Genomic DNA, 22,625 nt, shown 5'->3' on the forward strand with positions numbered 1-22,625 from the left:
TGTGGTCGGTGGATGTGCGAGCGACGGAGTCGGACGCGTCGACTTCGTCGGGGGCCGAGTCGATGTGGTCGTCGGTGACGCGGGTGTTGTTGACACCACTGGCGTGGTGGATGCCGTGGTCGGGCGGGTCGGAATCGTGGTTGTCGTGGTGGTGGTCGGCACCGTGGTGGTCGAGGGATCAGCCGACACCGTCACCGTGCTCGGATCGGCTGTCACCGTGACCGTCGACGTATCCGTCGGGGTCATTATGACGGTCACCGTGGAGATCGCGGTCGAGGCGACCGTGCTCGGGTCTTGTGCACTGGACGTGTCCGGAGCCGGAAGGCTCACCGTGGCCGAGAAACTCGCGCTCACCGATATCGCCGCCGAATTCTCGGGCGAGGCATCCGTGGTCATGGCTGCCGTCGTTTCCGGCGCAGGGGCCGTGCTCGTGGCAGAGTCGGTGGCATCGGCGGTCGATTGGGCGGTCCCGGGAACGGTAGCCGCGTCGGCGGTCGAGAAGTCGCCCGGTACGGGGACCTCGCTCGGTAGGACATATGGCGTGCTCGTCTCCGTCGGGCCGGCCTGGCTCGGGACGGCGCTGTACTCGGAAGTGTTTATCGTCGATTCGGCCGAGATCGGCTCCGCATTGTTCGTTCGCAGAGGCGGACTCGAATCCGCCCTTACCATGAGCGTTATCCCGATCGCGGTGGTGACCAACGCAGTCGCCATGCCCGCATACGACGTCTGCCGCCGGAACCGATCGGGCGATGGCGTCGCGGCGCTGTTGTCGACGGTTCGCATTCAACTCCTGCTTTCTCCCTCGCGACGCGCCGGGAACTTATGTGATCGAGACTTTCGGGGGCGCGAGTAGGGATCCACTTCGCGCAGCTGTTTCGAATGGATTCGTTGCAGCTCGCCCGCTCTGGTGAGAAAGTCGGCGATTATTTCGAGTTCGGTGGAGTCGTAATAACTCAGCAACATCTTGTAGCTCTCGACGATCATGGGTACGACGAGTTCCTGTATGCGGTGGGCTGCGAGTTCGGTGGCCACCACAATGACGCGACGACGATCGGTCGGGTGCAGCGAGCGGGCGATATAGCCCTGCTTCTCCAGGCGGTTGAGCATGATCGTGACGCCGGCAGCGGTGAGGCCGAGCCGTTCGGCCAGCGTTCCCGGCGTCGTGGACTTTTCTTCCCCGAGCAGGACGATTTCCAGTGCACGCCGATCGGTCTCGTTCACGCCCAGCACTCGGACCAATTCCCGGATCAGATCATCGACGGTTCCGTGATAGAACTCCAGCGCCCTCTTGAGCTCGACCGAGATCCGGGCGGGTTCGCTTGTCGTCGGGCACACAGGCTTTCCCATCGATCACTTGAAACAGAGAACCGCTCAGCAGAGGTCACCGATCAGGGAGTCCTCGGTTGGCGAGCGCTCGATTCGGTCCCGGGGAGTCAGGCAGATCGGTGGTCTCGATGGATGACATCTCGGCTCCTGTCGAACATCACGAAAGCGGCACCGCACCGGCCGTCGAAGCGAAACGTGGCTGTGTCAGACATGCACTGTACGACACGGCGGCCGATGCGATACTGCGCATCGAATTATTCGATCGAGGTGGCTGTATCAACGTCAAAGCCGAAGCGTGGCAACCACTGTCGGCATCACTGGTCACCAGCTCCGGAGGGACCGGGTTGCTGACACAACCCGGTCCGCATGTTCACCACAGGCACCGGCGGATACCGGCAGTCGTGCTGTGGCGCCTGTCCGCCGGCTTAGGTGACAGATGTGGTCGTGAGGGTCGGGGACGGGTTGGGGTAGCACGAGGTCGCGACGTTGCCGACAAAGGAGACGTTGGTCGTCATGGTCATGCCGGGACTGGTGTAACTGGTCCCGGCGTACTTGCTGGTGATCGATGTTCCGGCGGCGCCCGCGGTGACATTGATGGTCACCGCGGGCGGGGTGAAGCTGGTGCCGCCGGCAATCGGACCCGGCACGGTCAGCACGACATTCCCGCCTGACGTGGCGACGGTGCCTGCCACGGTGCCCCCGGAGGCGGTGGCCGAGACCAAGGTCGAATTCGCCGGAGTCGGAATGGTCATTTTCAGGTTGCTGATGTTGTTCACAGTGAAGCCGGCGGCCGAACTGGGAACCGACGAGGCGCCCGGTGTGATGGTGATGGCCACCGCGGAGCCCGACGCCGCCGAGCCCGGTGCGGTGCCGGTGACCGAGGTGGTCATACTCGAGGTTTGGCCGATGCCGAAGACGGTGCCTTTACAGCTCCAGTTCACGCTGATGGGGGCGGCATTTGCCGGTGCGGCCAAACAGAAGACGGTGGCGACGGCCACCGGAGCGATAAGGCCGGCACGAAACAGGGACGAGGTCGATCTCATGGCGAACTCCAGGGAATGTCGATCAGCGGTATGACGAGAAGTCGAACCGCAAAATGGGTGTTCAAAAAATATAACCTGTTCTCGCATTTCTGTGGTTGAAATCGTCAATAGAAGAGTGCTGAAAATATCATTATCCGCTATTAGATATTTACTCCGAATAGTTAATTCCGGAAAAGTTTCTACGTGGTCCGTCGCTAAATAAATAGTCGGGCGATACGTATGCCGTCATCAGGCTCGGACGCGATTCGCGCGTTCCCGATGAGAGGAAGGATGTGCGGGCGGTGACATCGTCGCGGTCGTACGGTGTAGTGACGTAGCGATCGAACAAGGGAGCTCCATGTCCACAGCCCTGCGCCCCGATGACATTGCCCGGCAGCTCGCGCGGCTGGCGGCGACAGAATCGATCATCGCGCTCAAACACCGCTACTTCCGGGCCTGCGACGCCAAGGATCCCGTCGGGTTCCGCGACTGCTTCGTCGCGGTCGGCTCGGTGCTGGACTACGGCCACCTCGGAGTCATGGATGCCGACGGCATGGCCGCGGTCTTCGCTTCGATCGCGTTGCGGCAGATGGACGGCAAGCACACGATCCTCGATATGCACCACGGTGTGCACCCCGACATCACGGTCGGGGAGGACGGCACTGCGAGCGGTCGGTGGACGCTGCGCTTTCGTCAGGTCGACCTGGTCGAACGCACCGAAACCGTTGCCACCGGCGAATATGCCGACGAGTACCGGGTGCAGGACGGGCACTGGAAGATCGCGACCTGCCGGTTTCACCAGTTGTGGGCGATCACCAGACCGCTCGATGACGCCTGTCGGATCACGCAGTAGGAGCGGACCGATCGACGATCAACCGAGCTCCTTCAGCTCGCGTTCGATCGCTGCCGCCGCGTGATGCATTCCGGTGCCGCGCAGTTGCTCGATCCGGTTGTGTACCCGGTCGATGCCATAGGACCGCACGACGTCGGCGATACCGACTCTGCCGCACGGAGCGGAGGCGAATCTTGCGGCTGTGTCACTCATTCTCATTGCAACCCCCAATCGGGAATCCGTACCGATCCCTTCTGGAGCCTAACGTGTTGCACGTGCATCTGCACGTGCAAGGCATCGGACTGTGCCATGTAACAGGTTGTGGCACACTCGGCTTCGCGAAGTTCGATGCTGACAGGAGTGCCCGTGAGTGAGGATGTGACCGCCGTCGTCGGTGCCTGCACCGGGCCGGATCCGGATGAAGACCCTGCTCTGCTGCGTCGGGTACTCGGTGTGCGTCTGCGGCGGTTGCGTGAGGCGGCAGGTATCAGCGGGGACGCGGCAGGCCGGATGATTCGTGCCTCACATTCCAAGATCAGTCGCCTCGAGGCCGGTCGGGTCAGCTTCCGGGTGGCCGACGTCGACGATCTGCTGACCGCGTACGGGGTGCGTGATGCCGATCTGCGGGACGAATACCGGCTCCTGGTGCAGCGGGCCAACGGGACCGGACGTTGGCAGGCCGGTCCGGATCTGACGGTCGCGCGACCGGATACCTACCTGGCACTCGAGGATGCCGCCGCGCTGATCCGTTGCTACGCACCGAACTTGATGCCCGAATTGGTGTGGACGCCCTCCTACGCGCACACGATCTTCGCGATCGCCGATCAGCAACCGGCCGCACAGATCCAGCACCGCATCGAAGTGCTGGCCCGACGGCAACGACTGCTCACCCGCGCGGACCCGCCACGGGCGTGGTTCGTCATCGAGGAAGCCGCTTTGCGTCGACCGATCGGCGGAGCCGCGATCTGGCAGGCGCAGCTCGAGCATCTCGCCGAGTTGGCGGAGCGCCCCAATATCACCGTGCAGGTGCTGCCCGATCACATCGGCGGCCCAGCCATCAGCGCGACCCCCTTCACCATGTTGCGGTTCGCGGCGCCCGAGTTGAGCGATATCGCGCACTTTCTGCACCTGTCCGGCCCCCAGTTCCTCGAGAAGCCCGGCGAGCTGGACCGATTCAACGCGGTCTGGGATCGCCTCTGTGTCTGTGCTCTTCCGCCCGGGCGGACCGCTGAGCTGTTGGACACGCTGCGAACGAGCCCCGCTACCGTCGACCCCTCCTTCTAGCGAACCCGACAAGAACAGAGATCTGATGTCAGACAACGCCTTCGGTGCCCCACTGTCCACCGACGTCGACACCACCATCGCCCACGAAGCCCGCGTCTACGACTACTGGCTCGGGGGCAAGGACAACTACCCGGCGGACCGGGCGCTCGGCGACGCCATCGGTGAGCACGTCCCTGCCATCAAAACGATGGCTCGCGCCAACCGCGCCTTCCTCGGTCGGGCGGTCCGGCATCTGGTCACCGACGCCGGGATCACCCAGTTCCTCGATATCGGCACCGGAATACCCACCGCCGGAAACACCCACGAGGTCGCCCAGCAGCTCGATCCGAACGCGCGGGTCGTCTACGTGGACAAAGATCCGATCGTGCTCGCCCACGCCCGGGCGTTGATGGACAGCACTCCGCAAGGTCGCACCCGATTCATTCACGCGGACCTGCACGACCCGCAGTCCATCCTCGACCACCCCGACATCGCCGACACCCTCGACCTGAACGAACCGGTTGCCATCATGCTCGTCGCGATCATGATGTACTTCGCCGACAGTGACCGTCCCCAGGACATCATCGCCACGCTGCTCGATGCCGTCCCCTCCGGTAGCTACGTCGTGATCACGCACCCCACCGCGGATTTCGCACCCGAGGCGATGGCCGGAGTCAAGGCCGCCGCGGAAGCGTCGGGGATCTCCTTCAACCCGCGGAGCAACGCCGAGACCGGTGAGCTGTTCACCGGAACCACCCTCATCGAACCGGGTCTGGTCCCCGTCGCCGCGTGGCGACCCGAACTCGTCGACCGCCCCGTCGCCGTCGCCGAGGCCGAAAGTGCTTGGTACTGGGCAGGTATCGGCCGCAAGCCCTGAGTCCTGGACGAGCTGTCGAGCGATAGCGAGGAGACGCGCGGAGGTCTATCCCCAAGTACGTCGTGTCGGGGGCATCTCGGCGTTCCCCGTTGGTTCCGGCACCACGCCGAGTACCTGGTGGATCCCGAGTCCGCCATCCTCGAAGCCCAAGGCGGAGGCAGCCATATAGAGCCGCCAGATTCGTGCCCGCCCTTCGCCGACGAGTGAGACCGCTTGTTCCCAAGCGTTTTCCAGATTCGCGACCCATTGGCGAAGGGTCAGCGCGTAGTGCTCGCGCAGGGCCTCGACGTCACGCACCTCGAAGCCGGCGCGTTCCATTGCCAGGACGACTTCGCCCACATCGACGAGTTCGCCGTCCGGGAAGACATAGCGCCCGATGAAGGAACGATTGCTGATGACGGAGCCGCCCGGCGAGGAGATGGCGTGGTTGAGCAGCCGTCCATGCGGGCGCAGCAGTGCGCGCAGGGTATCGAAGTACTCTCCGGCACGCTTGGAGCCGACATGTTCGAACATTCCGATGGAGGAGATGGCGTCGAACTCCTCGCCGCGCAGGTCCCGATAATCGGTGAGCCTGATCTCGACACTGTCGGCGAGCCCCGCCTCGGCCACTCGTTTGCGGGCCAGTTCCACCTGGGCACTGCTGATGGTGACGCCGACGACCTGCGCGCCATAGGTCGACGCCGCGTGCATCGCCATGGACCCCCAGCCGCAGCCCACGTCGAGCAGGCGCATCCCCGACCGCTCGGCCAACCCGAGTTTGCGGCAGATCAGATCGTGCTTGGCGCTCTGGGCTTGCTCCAGTGAGCCGTCGTCGTCGGGCACGAACCGCGCGCAGGAGTAGGTCATGCTCGATCCGAGCACCAGCCGGTAGAAATCGTTGCTGACGTCGTAGTGATGGCTGATCGCCGCCGCGTCGCGACGTTTGGTGTGCAAGGCTCCGCGCGCTGGTCGCGCTTCCTCCGGTGGTGGTGACGGGCGGCGCCCGAGCACCCCGAGTTGCCGTGCCGCGCCGATGGCCTGCCAGGCCGCGCCGAGGCCGAGGCGGGCGTCGTTCGGCGCGGTCGACTGGAGTGCTCTGAGCATTCTGAAGATGTCGCCGTCGAGGTCGACCGTGCCGGAGACGAACGCGCGCGCTACGCCGAGCTCGCCAGGTGCCCAGACGAGGTGGCGCAGAGCGTCCTCGGAGCGCACGCGCATCGTGCCGGGGCTGTCACCGTCGGGTTGGATCGTGCTGCCGTCCCAGAATTCGAATCCCACCGCGGGATGCGGGCCGAGGGTGGCTCGCAGCAGAGGTTCGAACGCGGCGGAGATCGCGGCCTTGTTACCCATTCGTCCACTATGGGCCGCGTCGTGCTTCCTGCGTGGGAACGACGCGTGTCATCTTCGGTGACCGCCTACCGTGGCGCGCTGATCGGTCACCCCGCCGATGCGCCTGCTTCGATCAGGGCGAGTCCAGCACGCTCGCCGGGACGCCATAGGGGAGAAAGCGCACCCGACGGCGGTCGTCGGTGTTGTCGCGGTGGGCGCGTAAGGCCTCCAGCTCATTGGGAAAGACCTGGTCGATCCTGGCCTGACCGGCATCGTCGGCGGTGTAGATCGCCCACACTCCGCTTCCGGTCTCGCCGGTGGTTTCGCCCTCGGGTGCTGTCGACGGTGGGCGTTGCGGCTGGACGAACTGTCCGAGCAGCGACGACAGTGCGCCGACGCCGGCCTGATCTATCCGATCCAGGTAGCCGCCTGCCTTCCCGAACAGGTCGCTGAGCTCGGCGCCCGTCCCGCGCAGTGCACGTTCGAAATCTTCCGGATCGATGCCGAATGGCCCGGTGTTTGCCATCGCGTGTCCTCCTGAGGACGAGTTGGCGTGTCTGTCCACAGTGTCCTCGCGAAATGGCCGCTTCGCCACGATGGCGCTCGGCTGTGCGCGCGTCGCGTCACCGACATATCCGCAGGGCTCGTAGGTTGATCACAGCAGCCGTAGCACTTCCACCACGAGAAGGGGCTCACACGTTGTCGAATCTCGAGTTCGCCGTCGCCGCCGGCATCCTCACCGCTTTCCTGGCCGCGGGCACCGTCTCCGCTCAACCATCGGCACCGATCCTGCGGCACCAACACAGTGAGGTCGCCGGGAACGAAAACATCGCCGAGTCCGCTCCTGCTGGGGACAAGGACGAAAGTGCCGACGATCCAGGGAGCGAAGGTAAGGGCAAAGGTAAGAGTGAGGGTAAAGGTAAAGGGAAAGGCAAAGGAAAGAAGAGCGGCGACTGAATACGCCAGGCCCACTGAGTGTTTCGGGACGAGCCGCGAGTCGGAGCCGAGCGCCGGGCCCGATGGGCGATAATCGCCACGAAAGCTCGGCAGGTGCCGGGCGGTGGCGGGAGGCGGATCGATGACCGCGATCGGGTTGGTCTTCACCGGAGTGGCTGTGCTGCTGCACGGCTACATCTTCGTGATGGAGTCACTGCAATGGACGGCGCCGCGGACGCGAGCGACGTTCGGGATGTCGGCCGCGGAGGCGGAGACCACCAAGGAAATGGCCTTCAATCAGGGGTTCTACAATCTTTTCCTGGCCGTTGTCGCGGCGATCGGGATGGGGTTCACCGCGTTCGGCGACAAGGGAATCGGGCTGGCGCTGGTGCTGGCCGGGGCCGGGTCGATGGTGGCGGCGGGTGTGGTGCTGCTGGCGTCGTCACCAGGTAGGGCGCGTCCGGCACTGATCCAGTTGCTTCCTCCGCTGATCGGCTGTGTCGCCTTGGCGATCGCCCGGCTCTGAGCACGATCGGTATTCACCCGGCAGCTGTCCCGTTATGGGATCTGCGCTGTGTCGGGGACGAGGACGATGCGCACGCCCTGGGTGAGTACCGAGGTCGCGGTGAGCCCGAACAGTGTTCGGAAGGTGTCGCTGAAATGGCTGGCCGAGGCGAACCCCGCGTCGGCCGCGGCGCGGGTCAGGTCGACGCCCTCGGCAACGGCACCTGCGACCGACAACAGCCGTGCCCACAGGCGATAGCGCCGGAAACTGGTCCCGGCGTCGGCCGAGAACAGGTGCAGGAAACGGGAAGTGGAGATCCCGAGGGCGGCGGCCAATTCGGCGGCGCCCGCCTGCCCGGCGGGATCGTCGACGATCGTGTTCATCACCGCTCGGATCCGTTCGTCGATCGTCGCCGGTGCCTCGGGGCCCGCGATGATCCGGCGCAGCTCTCGAGGGTCTGGTGGGTCGGGTCGATTCAGGTAGGCGGTCAAGGTCGCCTCGTCGCGGTGTCTCGCCGCCACGGGCGTCGGCGGTTCGCTCATCGCGGCTCGCAGGCGGGCAGCCGCAGCCGAGCGGGGATCGAGATAGTAGAACAGGACGCGTCCGTCGGATTCGAGTTTGTGGGCCGTGCGCGCCGGTATCAGCACGCTGCGCCGCCGCCGCTCACCGTCGGATGTGCGGATGGTGAGCATCGCGTCGACGCCGAGAACGAAGCACTGAACCGGTGTCGAATGGGTGTCCAGGTGGAACGACGGGCCCAGGAACGCCGCGTGCCCCTGCCAGAGCCACAGGGTGCGCTCGCCCGGTTCGACTGCCATAGCCGTGATCATCGCAGTAGACCTACCGTGCACGGGCATGTCAGGCGACACCGAGCACCAGCGCGGCGCCCGCGAGCTCGACCACGCAGTAGAACCAAATCGGATAGAAGCGGACCCCGCTGTCGACCAGCCTCGAGATGACGCGTCCACCTGCCATCCCGGCCAACGCGAACCCCACTGTCAACGCTGCCCCGGTCCGCAGTTCGTCGGCACCGAACGCAGACCAGAACAACACCCCTGCCACAGCAAGGCCGAACCCGCCGTACACGGCGCGAATCTCCGACCGGCCCGCCGCTGTCGGCGCCGACAATCCGAACGGCCGTACCAGCGCGGCAGGGGCTGCCAGCGCATACAGTCCCATCCCCACGAACAGCACACCGACAAAGCAGAGCACCAAGGTTCTCATCGACTTGCCACCACCGAGCGCCCCCGCTCGACAGCGTGCTCATCCCGGAGCAGCGCGGCGCCGGCTCCGAGCACTATCAGGCCCGCGACGTCGACAGCTGCCACCCGCATCAGCCCCGGGCTTACCGAACCGTCGGCGATGACCAGGGCGAGAAAGCCGCCGAAGCTGATCGCGTTGGCGCCTATCGCGATCGGTCGCAGCGCGGGCCGAAAGACCGCCACCACCGAACTGACACCGACGACGGCGAACAGTACGGCCCGATGTCGCAGCACCACCTCGAGATCGGGCCCCGCCGGAGTGATGCCGTAGGCCGCGTACATTTTCCGCGGTGCCAGCGCACCGAGGACAGGTGCGGTATTGAGCAAACCCGCGGCCGCCAACAAAGCCGACCCAACATGTCGTCGCATAGTTTCTCCTCGGATCGTCGTCTGGCGATCCTCACACCGAGTGCAACGTCGGCGCTTCCGAAAACCTGCTGGGGCCGGTGATCGGAGGGGTTCAGCCGTCGAGCAGGTGCGGTAGGCCGGCGCGGAAGCGATCCGCATCGATGGCTTTGGCCGCAGCGAACGCCGGCAGCGAGACCAGCGGGAAGATCTGGGCGCGGGGGCTCGGGTCGTCGGCCGAATCGAGGATGGCGTTGGCGGCGGCGCGACCGGATTCGTTGGCACCTTCCATGGTGGCCAGGTCGATGTGGTTGCGGACGTGGTCGCCGCCGAAGTAGAGATTCGGTATGCCGCAGTGCGCGTCGGGGCGATGGTCGTAGGAGCCGACCGTGTTGACCAGCAGCGGGGTCTGGTTGTGGATGGCGCCGCCGGACCAGGTGATGCCGGGGTCGAGGTGCCAGGAATGGATGTCCTCGTCGCGGAGCCAGTCGGTGCCGGTGTTGAGCCAGGTTTTGAGCTGGGCCCAGGTCTCGGTGGCGATTTCGGATGCGCTGCATTCCTTGGCGGTGCGGCCGAAGTGGATTCCGGGGGTGTCCCAGTCGGAGATGTCGACCGAGAGGCATTCCAGCACCGAGCCGTCGCCGTAGGTGGCGGGGAAATCGCCCACCCACATGGGGGCTTGGCGCAGGGCGGTGAGCGCCCAGGGGGAGCCGAGTGCGGCGATGTGTCCTTCGGGGATATCGGTCGTGCGGCGCAGGTAGAACTGGATGCCGACCATCCAGTCGGTGACCAGATTGCGCAGGCCGCCCAGGCGCGGATCGGCGTCGATGATGTCGTCGTCGAGGAGATCGACAGCGCGATCGACCGGCATGGCGCACAGATAGTGGTCGGCTGTCACCGTCGTGGTTCCGCTCGTTCCGCGCACCGTAGCCGAGGCGATGCGACCCCCCGCCATCTGCAACGTGGCGAGCCCCTGTCCCATGACGAAGCGGACACCGAGCGATCGTAGGTGCCCGACCCACGGATCGATCCACGCGATGTTGGTCGGGCGGTTGAGGATACGGTCGACGCCACCGGAGAACTGCGGGATCGTGCCGGACGCGGCGAGGACGAGTGCTTCGCCGATCGTGCCGATGGTGCGGGCCGAGCTGGTCTGTGGTTTCGCGGCGACGGTGATCCGGGTGAGCGCGTTCACCAGATACTTCCGGTACGCGGGCGACTTCCCCTCGGCCTGCATGATCTGTTCCCAGGTCACATATTCCCATTGGCCGAAGCGGCGTTCGGTGCTGGAGGTGAACCACACCAGCATCTGTTTGGCGAAGAACGCCAGCTCCTGCGGCGGCAGGTCGGGGATGAAGCCGAGCGCGCCGATGATGCTGTTCTGCACCAGCTCCGGCGTGATCTGGCTCAGTCCACCGAGCTCGACCGGCGCGAAGATCGGCGGGAGGTCCTGGAATCCGGCGACCGTACCCTCGACCCGCACGAGGTTGTCGCGCACGCCGTTCGGATTGCCGGGGAACGGGATTCGGCTCATCGTGTCGGGGACGTGCTGATAGCAGCCGGGGAAGAAGCGGAATCCGTGCTCACCCGGCAGTTCCTGGCGACCGGGCGACGCCGTCCCCGACACACCCATGCTGCGAGCCTTGCCGCCGAGGAACGCGGGTTCGTAAACGGTGACGTCGTAACCGCGCTCGACCAGTTCGTGCGCCGCGCTCAGACCGGCCATGCCGCCGCCGAATATCGCCACCGCCTTACCGCCGGAACGCAACAGTGGTGAGCGCCGCACGCTCGGAGCGGCGGCAACGCTCGGAGCGGCGACGGCTAGTGCGGCTCCGGCGACCAGTCCGGCACGCAACGCGGTGCGCCGGGTGATCGGTGCTGACAACGGTGTCGGCTGATCAGGCATGGTGTTCTCCTGGACCTGCGGTGGTGAGGGTGGAGCGCGGTGCGGACGGTGCCGCATCGTGTGGTGTGGTGCCACGCAACGTTGTTCGCGTGGTGCGCCATTCGCTGGTCGAGTCACGGATCTCGCGCGCCACGTCAGTGAGGAGGGCGGGTAGATCCGCTCGTTGATGACGTAGCGCGCGGACCACGAGGCCCAGCGCGCGGGACGGGGTGTACAGCTCGGCGGGGCGGTGGGTGCGGGAGAAGATGCCCGCGGTGATCCGCGCCAGTTCCGGATCGTCGGCGGCGGTGCGGTAGAGCTCGATCTCCAAGGGCCGCATGGTCTCACCGCGTGCCAGCCGATTGGTCCAGTGGAAGATCTCGCGGCACTCGACGACGCGACGACGCTCCCACTGCGCCAGTGCCGCATCGAGTGCGCGCGGATCATCGACAACGTCGGCGACCGATTCGGCGAGTGTGCGTCCGTAGTGCAGGGCGTCGCGGATGCCCTGCGCGGTGACCGGATCCTTGAAATGCCCGGCGTCGCCGGGCAGTGCCCACCCGGGGCCCGCGGAGCGCCGGAAGTACGAGGAGATGCCAGTAGCTGAACGGACCCGGCCCACCCGCTCACAGCCGCTCAGCCGGTCGGTCAGGTCCGGAATCCGGGCGAGGGCCTCGGTGTAGCGGCGTTCGGCCTCGCCGGGGCCGCGTCCGGGTTCGCTGACCGAAGGCGGCTGCACCAGGCTGAGCACCAGGCCGTCATCGCACGGAAAGGCCGTGCCGAGGTCGGCGCCCACCCGCCACTGGGCGGCGATGTGGCGGTGGGTGTCGGCGGTGTCACGCCAGTACGCGAAGTAGCAGTCGCGCCCACTCGGCACAGTCAGAAACGGTTGCTCGGCGCCCACCGCGCGGGCGATGGTACTGCGGCGTCCGTCGGCGCCGACGACCAACGCGGCGCGGATCTCCACGACCCGGCCCGCGGCGTCGAGATAACGCACACCGGCGCAACGGTTTCCGTCCCACAACACGGAGGTGACCCGACAGCGCGCCCGCACCTCGGCGCCGGCGGCTACCGCGGTGCCCAGCAGTGCGGCGTCGAGCCCGGTGCGACGCACGCACATCGCGTAGTCGATGCCGTCGACCGGGGGAAAGGCGGAGCCGATGCCGTAGCCGGCACCCTGTGCGTAGGCCCTCGTCAGGCGCGGCGCACCGAGCGCTTCGACTGCCGCCAACGCGTCGAGGCGCTGAAGTTCGGCAAGTCCGCCCGGCCAGAGCAGGTGGGTGGACAGCGTGTCCGAGGGCAATATGGCGGCGTCGAGCACGACGACGTTGCGCCCCGCCCTCGCCAGGGTCGCCGCGGTGGCCGATCCCGCGCAGCGCGCGCCGACCACGACGACGTCGGCCCGTTCGACCGTGGTGGCAGGGGAATCGACCATGGGAACCACCTCGGTCACTAAGTCTCGGACAGTGTGTCCGATTGATGATGAGGCGGGCCGCGTAAAGGTGTCAATAGCGAACCTGGACAGGGGGATTGGCGTGGCCTGGTCCACGCCGACGCGGCGGCGCGCCGCACTACGGGCACAATGGGCACATGGTCAATGCCAGCGCGCCAGCTGCTGCCTCGGCGACGGATCGCCGATGCCCTCGCTGACCCGTGTCCCGCGATCGGCGCGCAAACCCGCCGACGATCGGCGGGCCGAATTCGAGCGTCGCGTCCTGGCCGCGGTCGAAGACCTACTCGCCGACGGAACGCCGTTCACCGAGATCGCCGTGCAGAAGATCGCCGCGGCCTCGGGGTCGGCCAGGTCCACCTTCTATCGCTACTTTCCGGACAAGAGCAGGCTGCTGATCCGGATGGCCGAGTTGGCGACCACCGATCTGTTCGCGGCGGCGGAGATGTGGTGGAGTGCCGAGCACACCGATCAGCAGGCCGGGGTCGTCGGCGCCATGCGCGCGATGATCGGCGGTTTCCGTGATCATCGCTATCTGTTGCTCGCCCTCACCGAAGTCGGCTCCTACGACCGGGAAGTCGGTGCCTACTGGCGTTCGAGGGTGGCGACTTTCGCCGAACTGGTCCGTGCGCGGCTGGAGTCCGAACAGCGCGAAGGCCACATCGCGCAGCGGCTCGACCCCCGGGCCACCGCGCTGGTTCTCACGTCGATGGTCGAACGCACGATCTCGGTCGCTTTCGCCGTCGAAACCGGTATCGGCGAGGAGGAATTGGCCGATTCGCTCGGACGCGCGATCTGGCTCGTCATCTACGGTGACGCGCCTTAGCTCGCGCCTACCTCCGTCGTTCGTCGAGCCGGCCCCGGCGACGCGCGGCAGGAGCGAAACTCGCGGCTTCGGTCGTTGCGGGGCGTCGCCGGAGGCGTCGGATTCCTGCGACGAGATAACCCGTCAGCAGACAGCAGGGCATCGAGACCTCGTCAGCGCCGTATCGAACGGACGGCGGGATCGGGCGCGAACGAGGTCAAGCCGACCTCGCGGTACTTGCCGACCAATTGCTGATACTTGCGGCGATTGCGTGCCATGGGGGAGTCGGTGACTGCCGCGGGCAGCCGGGCGAAGGCGATCCGCAGTATCGCGCTGAGGAGCCGGAATTCCCGATCCTGGCGGCTGGTCCAGGTGATCGGCATCTTCGCGCGGACCTCGGGATGCATGATGCCGCAGCCGAGGATCATCGCGAGATGTCCGAGAACGGGCGCGCTCAGCCGCCACAGCGGTTCGGTGACAGCGGGCAGGAAATACGGTCGCACCGAGCGTCGGACCTCGGTGGTGGCGGCCTCGAGGGCCGGGGTCACGCGCAGCTCGGCGACCATCCGGTCGTAGTGGGCGACCAGCTCGGTGTAGTCGGCGATGGGCGCCGAAGTGCCCGGCAGGTGCAGCCCGCTCGTCTTGTGGAGGTACTGCTCCCAGATCGCCTGGTTGTCCGCCGTCGACGGGGTGTCGCCGGTGAGCACCACGTAGGCGCTGCGCTGGACGAAGAAGGTGGAGTAGAGGATCCAGTTCCACGCGTGCGGGTTGAGCGCGGAATAGCGCTCACCGTCGGGGCCGACGCCCTTGACGTCGCGGTGCAGCAGCATCAGTCGGCGGGACTCGGCGTCGCGATCGACGTCCTCGCCGTGGTAGATCAGCTGGTCGGCCGCGGCGGTGCGGACCGCGCGTCCCCATGGCTCATATCGGGAACGCCCGGTCGCCTCGAGTGCCGCCGAAACCGGTGGCAGCATCGGCTGATCGAAGAGTCCGACGCCGAACAGGCTGAACAGGACCGAGCCGCCGACGCGCTCGAATCGTTCGACGGCAGCGTTCGATTCGAGCGCCGAGGCTGCGCCATTGTTGGCACGCAGTTCCTGGTGTGGCACGGGACAGGTCATCGGTGAACTCCTTTGTTCCGCCGTTGGGGGCTGTGTCGTGTCGAGCCCGCCAACACTGGTTGTGGTGCTGCACGGCACCACAACGTGTGTGGTGTCAGAGTGCACCAGAATTGTCGGATGGTCAAGAGTTCTTATCCACTACTCTGGTGCACTACAGCTCCACAACCGCGGCTGCGGTTGGCGGGCACCGGAACGGAGGCGATCGAGCGCATGCGTGAGCAAGCTGATGTCGCGGCGGCGCCGCGCGCCTACGGCGGGGTAGCAGCCGACGAGCGCCGGTCCCGCCGCCGTGACGCGCTGGTCGACGCCGCGCTCGACTTGCTCGCCGAAGGCGGCGCGCCCGCTGTCACCAAGCGAGCGGTGTGCGCCAGGGCCAGGCTCAACGACCGCTACTTCTACGACCACTTCACCGACCGCGACGCATTGCTCACCGCGCTGGTCGAAGAGCACACCGAGCTCGGCATCGTCGCGGTGGTGACAGCGGCCCACGAGGCCGGCCCTGATCTCCACAGCCAGGTCTACGCCGCCGCCGACGCGGCGATCGGGTTCCTGCTGGCCGACCCCCGCCGACAGGCCCTGCTGCTCGACGCGCACAGCACCGAGGCGTTGCAAGCCGCGCGGCTCACCACTCAGCACGCGATCGCCCGGGCGATGTCGGCGGTCGGCCGCGAACTCGTCGCCGAATCCGTCGTCGATCCCCTCGACTCCGACATGGCCGCCTACGCGGTAGTCAGCGGGACCCTCGAGCTGGTCGCCGCGTGGATGCGCGGGGAATTCGCCGCCACCCGAGAACACCTCACCGATCTCATCGCGCGACTGCTGCTGCTCACCGACAACTCGGGGGTTCTGCAGGTCGCGGGTGTGAAGCCGACCGACTGACATGCTCCGCCGTTAGAGGTGAACCTCGCATTGCCTCCCGTGTGAGCACCAGCGTTCCCACTGGCTGGACTTACTGCGCCGCGGATGTCGAGAACTCTCGAGTGGATCCGTCCCAGTGGTGCGAGCAGCTGATCCAGCAGCACGCTTGAACCTGTCGAACCGGCCGGAACGGGCCGAAGCGAAACCTGAGGAGAACAACATGACGATTCACCGGATGGATCACGTCGGCATGGTGGTCGAGGATCTCGCGGCCGCTGTCGCGTTCTTCGTCGAATTGGGCCTGGAATTGGAGGGTGAGGCGACAGTCGGTGGTCAGTGGGCCGACGATCTGCTCGGACTCGACGGCGTCCGGGCCGACATCGCCGTCGTACGGACGCCGGACGGTCGTAGCCGGGTCGAGCTCTCCACGTTCCTCTCGCCGACGACCACCAGCGCTGCGCCGAAGGCCTCGGTGAACACCCCGGGGATCCCTCGCCTGACCTTCGTCGTCGACGATGTCGACGACGTTCTCGACCGCCTGCGTGCGCACGGCGCCGAACTCGTAGGCGCGGTAGCCCGATACGAAGACATCTACCGGTACAGCTATGTTCGCGGCCCCGAGGGCATCATCATCGGGTTGGTCCAGGAACTGCGCTGACAGGCAGACCTAGGCGCCGGGGTCGGGTGCTGCGCCGGAATCGGGCGACGGCGCTGTCACCACCTCGCCGGTATCGGGATCGTCGACCTCTGGTTGTCGTCCGGTGGCCAGGTCGATCTGCTCGCCGATATAGCGGATGACCACCGCGATCATCGCGACCACCGGTACCGCGAGGAAGGCGCCGGTGATGCCGTAGAGCGAGCCGCCCGCGGTGACGGCGAGCAGCACGATGACGGCGTGCAGCTCCATGCTGCGGCTCTGCAGGACCGGTTGCAGCACATTGCCTTCCAGCTGCTGCACTGCGATGACGATGCCGAGCACGATCAGCGCCGTGGTCGGCCCGTTGCCCACCAGCGCGACGAGCACAGCCAGTGCGCCGGCGACGAAAGCGCCGACCATCGGGATGAATCCACCCATGAAGGTGATCACCGACAGCACCAGCGCCAGGGGAACGTCGAGGATGAACAGTGCCGCGCCGATGAGAACGGCGTCGACCATGCTGACGATCGCCTGGGTGCGGATGAACCCACCCAGGGTCGCCCAAACCCGTGCCAGGACAGCTTCGACGTGGCGGCCGCTGCGGTTGCCGAACACCCCGTGCATCCAGGGCAGAAAACGGGTGCCGTCCTTGAGGAAGAAGAACACCAGTACCAAGACCAAGAACACGGTGATCAGGACCGAGGTGGCGGTGGACACGCCGGTGAACACACCGTTGGCGATCTGCGCACCACTGGACTGGAGCCGTCCGACGATCGCTTCGACCGCGGAATCGAGTTGCTCGTCGCGGACGCGGAACGGTGGTCCCTGGATCCAGTCGCGTACTTGGTTGACCCCGTCGGTGGCCTTGTCTGCGAGCTGAGGTGCTTGATCGCCCACCGAGGGCACGATCAGCGCGACGACCCCGGCCAACATCGCGACGAAGGTCAGCAGGGTGATCGAAGCGGCCAACGCGGGCCGCAGCTTCTGCTGGATCAGCCAGCGGGTCGGCGGCCACAGGATGGTGGTCACCACGATCGCCAGCGCGACAGGCAGGAGCACCACCCACAGCCGGGCGGTGATCGTGCCGAGTACCCACGCTCCCGCCGCGATCGCCACGATGCACAGCGACCATTTCGCCAGCCACAGGACCCCGCCGCCGATCACGTCCCCGCGATCACGCGACGGCTTTCCGTTCGGCTGCGCCCCACTCGATTCCTTCACCGGCCCGCTCACGTCGCTAGTCTGGCACGCTCGCCGGGTCCGCGGTGCCGTGACCGGTCGGCATGGCGCCCAAATCGGGCCGCGGCGGTCGGATTCGCTGACACGAGAAGTTGTCGATCAGAATGGCGTGCTGTGCAAAAAGGCAGCGCGTGCACCCGGGTCAGTGCGTTGTCGAGGGTGGCTCGGCCTCGGCACGATCGAGTTCTTCGTCGAGGGCGAGGGCGGCGGCGATCAGGGCCAGATGGGTGAAAGCCTGGGGGAAGTTGCCCAGCTGCTCGCCCGACGGACCGATCTCCTCCGCGAACAGGCCGACGTAATTGGCGTAGGTGAGCATCTTGTCGAAGGCGTAGCGGGCCTGTTGCACGCGACCGGTCCGGGCGAGGGCTTCGACATAGAGGAAGCTGCACAGGTTGAAAGTGCCTTCGGTGCCCTGCAGGCCGTCGGGTGCGGCCTCGGGGTCGTATCGGTAGACCAGGCTGTCGCTGACCAACTCTTCGTCCATCGCGTCGAGCGTGCTCAGCCACATCGGGTCGGTGGGGGACAGGAATCGCATCCGGGGCATGAGCAGCAGCGAGGCGTCCAGTACCTCGGTGGCGTAGTGCTGGACGAAGGCTCGGCGTTTCTCGCTCCAGCCACGTTCGATGATCTGCCGGAAGACCGCGTCGCGCTCGGCGGTCCAGCGCACCACGTCCGCGGGCCTGGCGTGCTCGGTCGCCATGCGGATGCCGCGGTCGAAGGCCACCCAGGTCATCAGGCGGCTGTAGGTGAATTCCTGTCGGCCGCCGCGGGTTTCCCAGATGCCCTCGTCGGGGCGGTCCCAATGGTCGGCGAGCCAGTCGATGAGGCCGGCGAGCGTCCGCCAGCCGGCGATGGCGGCCATGTCGGTCGACTGCGCCAGCGCGTCGGCTACCTCGCCGTAGATGTCGAGCTGGATCTGGTCGGCCGCACCGTTGCCGACCCGCACCGGCGCCGATCCCTGGTATCCCTCCAGATGAGGCAGGATTATTTCGTCCAGGTGTGGGTCACCGTCGACGCGATACATGATCTGCAACGGTTCGCCCGAGGCGGTGCCGCCCGCTTCGACCCGATCGCGCAGCCAGCGACGGAAAGCGTAGGCCTCCTCGGTGAAACCGAGGTCGACCAGTGCCCGCACCGACAACGAAGCGTCCCGAATCCACGTGTAGCGATAGTCCCAATTGCGTTCGCCGCCGATCTGTTCGGGCAACCCCATGGTGGCCGCGGCGATCGGCGCGCCGGTCGGGGCGTAGGTGAGCAGTTTGAGGGTGATCGCGGAACGGTTGACCATGTCGCGCCAGCGCCCGCGGTAGGTGGACGAGCGCAACCATGTCTGCCAGAAGCGACGGCACCGGTCGAACTCGTGGGCGATCGCTGCCCACATCGGTGCCGACGAGACATCCGCGCCGGCGGGGGCGGTGGTGAGCACGACCGCGGCTCGCTCACCTGCGGACAGGGTGAATCGCGCGGTGATGTCGTCGCCGTCGGGGTGCAGCGCGATCGGGTCGGTGGCCTGCAGGTGGAGATCGGCGTCGGCGGAACGGAAGACGGCGGTTCGTTCGTCGACTCGGTCGAGGCTGTGGGTGGCGCGCGCGTAGTCGAACCGGGGGCGGCACTCGAGGGCGAACGTCAACGTTCCGCGCACCACTCGCACGACTCGCACCAACCTGTGCCGGGTGGCGGGGTCGGTGCCGAGGATCGGTTCCATGAAGTCGGCGACCTCGCCCACTCCGTCGGGTCCGGAGAACCGCGTCAACAGGATCGCGGTGTCGGGCAGATACAGCTGCCGCACAGTCGCCGCGCTGCCGGCGGGTTCGACGGCGAGCGAACAATGTCCGCCCTTCTCGCTGTCGAGCAGCGAGGCGAACAGACTCGGCGAATCGAACCGGGGTGCGCACCACCAGTCGATGGTTCCGGCGGACGACACCAGCGCCGCGGTCTGCAGATCGCCGACGATGCCGTGCTCGTCGATCGGCGGGTACGTGTTCACGAACGCTCCTCGCCTCGGACCGCCGTTCGTGCGGTCGGCGAGTTTCAGCCAACCAGCGAACGTGGGCGCCGACCTCATCCGGAACGGGTGAATCAGATTCCAGGTCGGCGCCGGTGAAAGCCGCATGGCGACTGATCGGCCCCGAGGTTGGCGCGTTCGGCAGGGGGTTGGCGCGTTCTGCACTTGTCGTGGCCGCGAGGGGATTCGAGACTTACGTTCGAATGGTCGGTGTCTGAACGATAGGAGCCTGCGGTGTCGGTTACCAGGGAGAGCGCCACCGCCTACGTGATTTCCGCGCTGGAGGCGAAGGGGACCGCGACCCGGGACGATTTCGATGTCGCCGGGATAGTCGCTGCGTTCCGGGACATCATCGACGGGTGGGATTTCCGCCTGTTGGAGCGGGATACGTTCTGGCAGATCGCCTCGACCTACCTCAGGACGTAACGGTCCCGATCGGGTGAGAGCCCGATGACCAGCGCCGGGCTGCCCTGCGCAACGAGCCCGCGTCGGAGTAGCCGAGGAGCTCGGCCTGCCTGGCGCCGCTGAGTGACCCCGCGGAGACCGCTTCCGACAGCCGCGCACTGCGGGCCCGATCCAGTTCGGCCCGCCAGGTCGTGCCCGATTCGGTCAGTCGCCGCTGCAGGGTTCGAGGGCTGACGGTGAGGATCCGGGCGACGCTGTCGAGGGAAACCTCCCCGCCCTCGATAGCTTGGTCCAAGGCGTCGGCCACTCGTCTCGGCCAGGCCGAGACGAGTGTCGGCGGGGGCGCCAGCGCGGCGGCCAGCGGTTGCAGGACCGCGGCCAGCACCGGATCGGCGGTGGTCAGTGGCAGGTTGAGGTCTGTGGTGCGAAAGGTCATCGAGTCGGTGGGTGCGTCGAATTCCAGTGTGGCGGTACCGAACACCGCACGGAAGCCTTCGACGTGCGCGGGCGCGGCCTGGCGCAGTGAGACGCGCACCGGGTTCAACGGAGCATCCACGACGCGGCGCGCCCGGCTCAGGACGGCCGATAGTCCCCACAGTTGGGTGTGATCGCGTCCCCGACCTTCGCCGTCGAGCATCTCGAGGTAGAGCGTCGACTCTTCTTCGGTCTCGGCGACCAGGTCGAACCGGTGATTGGTGGTGACGGCGGTGATGTAAGGACCGCAGGTGGCCAGCCCGGAGCCCAGCGTCGGGGCCGACGCGAACAGGTAGTCGTACAAGCCCAGGCTGGACAGCTCGTAGCGCTGGGCGACCTGCAGGGCGACATCCTCGCCTAAGCGATGTTCGCCGACCTCCCACAGCCGGGAGAACGTCGCGCTGGGAAGATGCACGTCATTGCCGGTCATCGACCAATCCGGGAGCCCGGTGTCGCGAATCAGCTGCGCACGATCCAGCCCGGCAGCGCCGAACTGGGAGATGACGAAACGGTGCAGCAAACTCTGGTCGGTAGCCATGACGTCTCCTCGGGGCAGCATGCCGATCTGCGAGCGGTCGCGGCTTCATCAGCTGCAGACATTGCCCGACGGGGAGAGTCCGTCGAACGTTTGTCGCTTGAGATCGGCACCTCGTGTTTGATCCGGTTCTACCAGCTCCGCGCTGGTGGCGAAAGCCTCCGTCACCAGGGCAACAATGGTGGGCGGATTCGAAAACTAGCGGCAAGGTCGTTACAAAAGGGGCTTGCCTGTCGTCGAGAAAGCTGGCTCATGACCGCAGAACTGTGCCGCCTGACCGTCCGCGTGGATACCGGCCGATGGAGCGAAACTGTGCTCACCGAGGTCGATCTCGTCGTGCCCGCCGGTCGGATCACCGCCGTGCTCGGCGGGCCCGGTGCCGGAAAGACGATGGTCGGCTCGGCGCTCACGGGACGATTGCCCGCAACGGCTCACTGTCAGGGGCGCGTCCTGATCAACGGTGAGGACGTGAACGCTCAGCGATGGCCGACTCTTCGTGAGCGAGTCGTCGGGTACGTCCCGCAAGAAGGTGTGACCGCCTTCGAGACCGGCCGGTCGGTAGGAGCACAGTTGCGAACGCTGGAGCGACGCCACCGAGCGTGGAGTGTCGAGCGAGCATGCGCCGCGGCGCACTATCCCGTCGGGGCCTTGGACCTGCTCCCGAGTCAGCATTCAGGGGGCCAGATCCAGCGAGCCGCACTCGCCGCCGCGCTGGTGCCCGCTCCGTCCATCCTCATCGCGGACGGACCGACCAATTCCCTCGATTGGGAAACGGCATACGGGGTGTGGCGAACGTTGCGTGACTACGCCGACTCCGGAGCGGCGGTACTCGTAGTCAGCAACGAGGTACGCATGCTGACCCACGGCTTCGCCGACCGAATGGTGATTCTGCACGCCGGGCGGGTCGTCGCCTCGGGGACGACCGAGGAGCTGACCGACTCGACAGACGCTTTCGTGCAGACCCTTCTCGGATCAGGATTCTGACGTTTCGGCCGGTAGGCGAACAGCTCGGTCGCTGGGCGCATCGACGAAAACGCGTTCCAAGAGGGCGTAAAGGCAGTCCCGGTCTCGGTCGCTGAGCTTCTTCAGGCCGTCTTGCGTGGCGTGCATCCTCGCCCGGATCGTGTCGGTGACACGCTCGCCCTCGGGCGTGATGACGAGATTGGTGACGCGTCGGTCGGATGCGCTGGTCTCGCGGCGCACGAGGTCACGCTTCTCCAGTCGGTTGATGATCCCGGTGACGTTGGAAGCGTCGCAGGCCAAGTTCGCGGCCAGGGCGCGCATTGTGACAGGCCCTCGGCGCAACACGGTCAGTGTCTTGCCCTGGCTGGCGGTGAGGTTCTCACTCGCCGCCGCGGCGGTGAAGTCCCCGTAATAGACGCCGAGCGCCACCGAGAGCAGCTCCATGAGCTGGGCTCTATCGATGCGCGGAGCTTCTTCCATACGAGCCACCTTATCCGTAGAAACTTGACTATCTCAAATATCTGCCTCTAGCGTGTGGGCATTGCTTGAAGTTCTCAACCATCGATGTTGTC

At 66.4% G+C, this 22,625-nt stretch carries 27 protein-coding genes; 12 read left to right on the forward strand and 15 right to left on the reverse strand.

The genetic code is table 11. From position 1 onward, the window contains the following. Positions 1-145 precede the first annotated feature (145 nt). Positions 146-853: a hypothetical protein gene (locus NS1_RS01735; protein ID WP_157125058.1), complete on the forward strand. Its 708-nt coding sequence runs from the start codon at positions 146-148 to the stop codon at positions 851-853. On the opposite strand, the gene NS1_RS01740 is transcribed toward NS1_RS01735, so the two are convergent. Then, positions 784-1,221, reverse strand: coding sequence for a MarR family winged helix-turn-helix transcriptional regulator (locus tag NS1_RS01740; protein ID WP_235569787.1), 438 nt, complete (start codon positions 1,219-1,221; stop codon positions 784-786). The two genes, NS1_RS01735 and NS1_RS01740, sit on opposite strands and share 70 nt — an antisense overlap. Positions 1,222-1,751: 530 nt before the next feature. Continuing rightward, the gene (locus NS1_RS01745; RefSeq protein ID WP_056820539.1) at positions 1,752-2,018 is read right to left on the reverse strand and encodes a hypothetical protein; all 267 of its coding nucleotides are present in this window, start codon (positions 2,016-2,018) and stop codon (positions 1,752-1,754) included. A gap of 16 nt (positions 2,019-2,034) precedes the next feature. On the opposite strand from NS1_RS01745, the gene NS1_RS01750 reads away from it, so the two are divergent. Further along, complete coding sequence (locus NS1_RS01750) at positions 2,035-2,403, forward strand: hypothetical protein (protein WP_157125059.1); 369 nt, start codon at positions 2,035-2,037, stop codon at positions 2,401-2,403. Between the two features lie 303 nt (positions 2,404-2,706). Then, positions 2,707-3,201, forward strand: coding sequence for a nuclear transport factor 2 family protein (locus NS1_RS01755; protein WP_062980868.1), 495 nt, complete (start codon positions 2,707-2,709; stop codon positions 3,199-3,201). A gap of 18 nt (positions 3,202-3,219) precedes the next feature. Here the strand turns inward: NS1_RS01755 and NS1_RS39785 are convergent, their stop codons facing one another. Beyond that, positions 3,220-3,393, reverse strand: coding sequence for a hypothetical protein (locus NS1_RS39785; RefSeq protein WP_156677544.1), 174 nt, complete (start codon positions 3,391-3,393; stop codon positions 3,220-3,222). Positions 3,394-3,546: 153 nt separating this feature from the next. Here NS1_RS39785 and NS1_RS01760 point away from each other — a divergent pair, with 153 nt between their 5' ends. Continuing rightward, positions 3,547-4,464, forward strand: a complete 918-nt coding sequence (locus tag NS1_RS01760; protein ID WP_255284371.1) for a helix-turn-helix domain-containing protein — start codon at positions 3,547-3,549, stop codon at positions 4,462-4,464. Positions 4,465-4,489: 25 nt separating this feature from the next. Beyond that, complete coding sequence (locus NS1_RS01765; protein WP_062980870.1) at positions 4,490-5,320, forward strand: SAM-dependent methyltransferase; 831 nt, start codon at positions 4,490-4,492, stop codon at positions 5,318-5,320. Positions 5,321-5,365: 45 nt separating this feature from the next. On the opposite strand, the gene NS1_RS01770 is transcribed toward NS1_RS01765, so the two are convergent. After that, entirely contained in the window at positions 5,366-6,649 is a 1,284-nt protein-coding gene (locus NS1_RS01770; RefSeq protein ID WP_062980872.1) for a class I SAM-dependent methyltransferase, read from the reverse strand. A 112-nt stretch (positions 6,650-6,761) separates the two neighbouring features. After that, complete coding sequence (locus tag NS1_RS01775; protein ID WP_062980874.1) at positions 6,762-7,154, reverse strand: Rv0313 family protein; 393 nt, start codon at positions 7,152-7,154, stop codon at positions 6,762-6,764. Between the two features lie 173 nt (positions 7,155-7,327). Between NS1_RS01775 and NS1_RS39790 the strand changes: the two genes are divergently transcribed. Beyond that, positions 7,328-7,585 (forward strand): hypothetical protein, encoded by a 258-nt coding sequence (locus tag NS1_RS39790; protein ID WP_157125060.1) that lies wholly within the window; start codon positions 7,328-7,330, stop codon positions 7,583-7,585. A gap of 121 nt (positions 7,586-7,706) precedes the next feature. Continuing rightward, positions 7,707-8,090, forward strand: a complete 384-nt coding sequence (locus tag NS1_RS01780) for a DUF1304 domain-containing protein (protein WP_062981458.1) — start codon at positions 7,707-7,709, stop codon at positions 8,088-8,090. Positions 8,091-8,122: 32 nt separating this feature from the next. On the opposite strand, the gene NS1_RS01785 is transcribed toward NS1_RS01780, so the two are convergent. The 5 genes from NS1_RS01785 to NS1_RS01805 all read right to left on the reverse strand — a co-directional run bounded on the left by NS1_RS01785 (position 8,123) and on the right by NS1_RS01805 (position 12,996). Then, positions 8,123-8,887, reverse strand: a complete 765-nt coding sequence (locus tag NS1_RS01785) for a helix-turn-helix domain-containing protein (protein ID WP_169812733.1) — start codon at positions 8,885-8,887, stop codon at positions 8,123-8,125. Between the two features lie 40 nt (positions 8,888-8,927). Beyond that, entirely contained in the window at positions 8,928-9,293 is a 366-nt protein-coding gene (locus NS1_RS01790) for a DUF4345 family protein (RefSeq protein ID WP_062980878.1), read from the reverse strand. Further along, positions 9,290-9,700: a phosphopantetheine adenylyltransferase gene (locus tag NS1_RS01795; RefSeq protein ID WP_157125061.1), complete on the reverse strand. Its 411-nt coding sequence runs from the start codon at positions 9,698-9,700 to the stop codon at positions 9,290-9,292. The genes NS1_RS01790 and NS1_RS01795 overlap by 4 nt, the downstream gene beginning before the upstream one ends. Positions 9,701-9,791: 91 nt before the next feature. Then, positions 9,792-11,582, reverse strand: a complete 1,791-nt coding sequence (locus NS1_RS01800; protein WP_062980883.1) for a hydroxysqualene dehydroxylase — start codon at positions 11,580-11,582, stop codon at positions 9,792-9,794. Continuing rightward, positions 11,575-12,996 (reverse strand): NAD(P)/FAD-dependent oxidoreductase, encoded by a 1,422-nt coding sequence (locus tag NS1_RS01805; RefSeq protein ID WP_084503405.1) that lies wholly within the window; start codon positions 12,994-12,996, stop codon positions 11,575-11,577. The genes NS1_RS01800 and NS1_RS01805 overlap by 8 nt, the downstream gene beginning before the upstream one ends. A 202-nt stretch (positions 12,997-13,198) precedes the next feature. Here NS1_RS01805 and NS1_RS01810 point away from each other — a divergent pair, with 202 nt between their 5' ends. Continuing rightward, complete coding sequence (locus NS1_RS01810; protein ID WP_062980885.1) at positions 13,199-13,837, forward strand: TetR/AcrR family transcriptional regulator; 639 nt, start codon at positions 13,199-13,201, stop codon at positions 13,835-13,837. A 152-nt stretch (positions 13,838-13,989) separates the two neighbouring features. On the opposite strand, the gene NS1_RS01815 is transcribed toward NS1_RS01810, so the two are convergent. Then, a complete protein-coding gene (locus NS1_RS01815) occupies positions 13,990-14,937 on the reverse strand; it encodes an oxygenase MpaB family protein (RefSeq protein WP_084503348.1) in 948 nt (315 codons plus the stop codon). Positions 14,938-15,147: 210 nt separating this feature from the next. On the opposite strand from NS1_RS01815, the gene NS1_RS01820 reads away from it, so the two are divergent. Further along, complete coding sequence (locus tag NS1_RS01820; protein ID WP_062980887.1) at positions 15,148-15,816, forward strand: TetR/AcrR family transcriptional regulator; 669 nt, start codon at positions 15,148-15,150, stop codon at positions 15,814-15,816. Between the two features lie 199 nt (positions 15,817-16,015). Then, complete coding sequence (locus tag NS1_RS01825; RefSeq protein WP_062981462.1) at positions 16,016-16,453, forward strand: VOC family protein; 438 nt, start codon at positions 16,016-16,018, stop codon at positions 16,451-16,453. A gap of 9 nt (positions 16,454-16,462) precedes the next feature. Here NS1_RS01825 and NS1_RS01830 read toward each other — a convergent pair whose 3' ends face one another. Both NS1_RS01830 and NS1_RS01835 read right to left on the reverse strand, forming a co-directional pair. Then, on the reverse strand, positions 16,463-17,665 hold the full coding sequence (locus NS1_RS01830; RefSeq protein WP_062980889.1) for an AI-2E family transporter: 1,203 nt from the start codon (positions 17,663-17,665) through the stop codon (positions 16,463-16,465). Positions 17,666-17,813: 148 nt separating this feature from the next. Further along, complete coding sequence (locus tag NS1_RS01835; protein ID WP_062981463.1) at positions 17,814-19,658, reverse strand: glycoside hydrolase family 15 protein; 1,845 nt, start codon at positions 19,656-19,658, stop codon at positions 17,814-17,816. A gap of 252 nt (positions 19,659-19,910) precedes the next feature. Here NS1_RS01835 and NS1_RS01840 point away from each other — a divergent pair, with 252 nt between their 5' ends. After that, a complete protein-coding gene (locus tag NS1_RS01840) occupies positions 19,911-20,102 on the forward strand; it encodes a hypothetical protein (RefSeq protein WP_056820260.1) in 192 nt (63 codons plus the stop codon). Here NS1_RS01840 and NS1_RS01845 read toward each other — a convergent pair. Further along, positions 20,092-21,093 carry an AraC family transcriptional regulator gene (locus tag NS1_RS01845; RefSeq protein WP_062980891.1) on the reverse strand — a complete coding sequence of 334 codons (1,002 nt, stop codon included), beginning with the start codon at positions 21,091-21,093 and terminating at the stop codon, positions 20,092-20,094. The genes NS1_RS01840 and NS1_RS01845 overlap by 11 nt on opposite strands. A gap of 249 nt (positions 21,094-21,342) precedes the next feature. Here NS1_RS01845 and NS1_RS01850 point away from each other — a divergent pair, with 249 nt between their 5' ends. After that, positions 21,343-22,074, forward strand: coding sequence for an ATP-binding cassette domain-containing protein (locus NS1_RS01850; RefSeq protein ID WP_062980893.1), 732 nt, complete (start codon positions 21,343-21,345; stop codon positions 22,072-22,074). On the opposite strand, the gene NS1_RS01855 is transcribed toward NS1_RS01850, so the two are convergent. After that, positions 22,063-22,497, reverse strand: coding sequence for a MarR family winged helix-turn-helix transcriptional regulator (locus NS1_RS01855; protein WP_084503352.1), 435 nt, complete (start codon positions 22,495-22,497; stop codon positions 22,063-22,065). The two genes, NS1_RS01850 and NS1_RS01855, sit on opposite strands and share 12 nt — an antisense overlap. Positions 22,498-22,625 lie beyond the last annotated feature (128 nt).

The sequence above is a fragment of the Nocardia salmonicida NBRC 13393 genome (assembly GCF_001613085.1).
In the GTDB taxonomy this organism is placed as follows: domain Bacteria; phylum Actinomycetota; class Actinomycetes; order Mycobacteriales; family Mycobacteriaceae; genus Nocardia; species Nocardia salmonicida.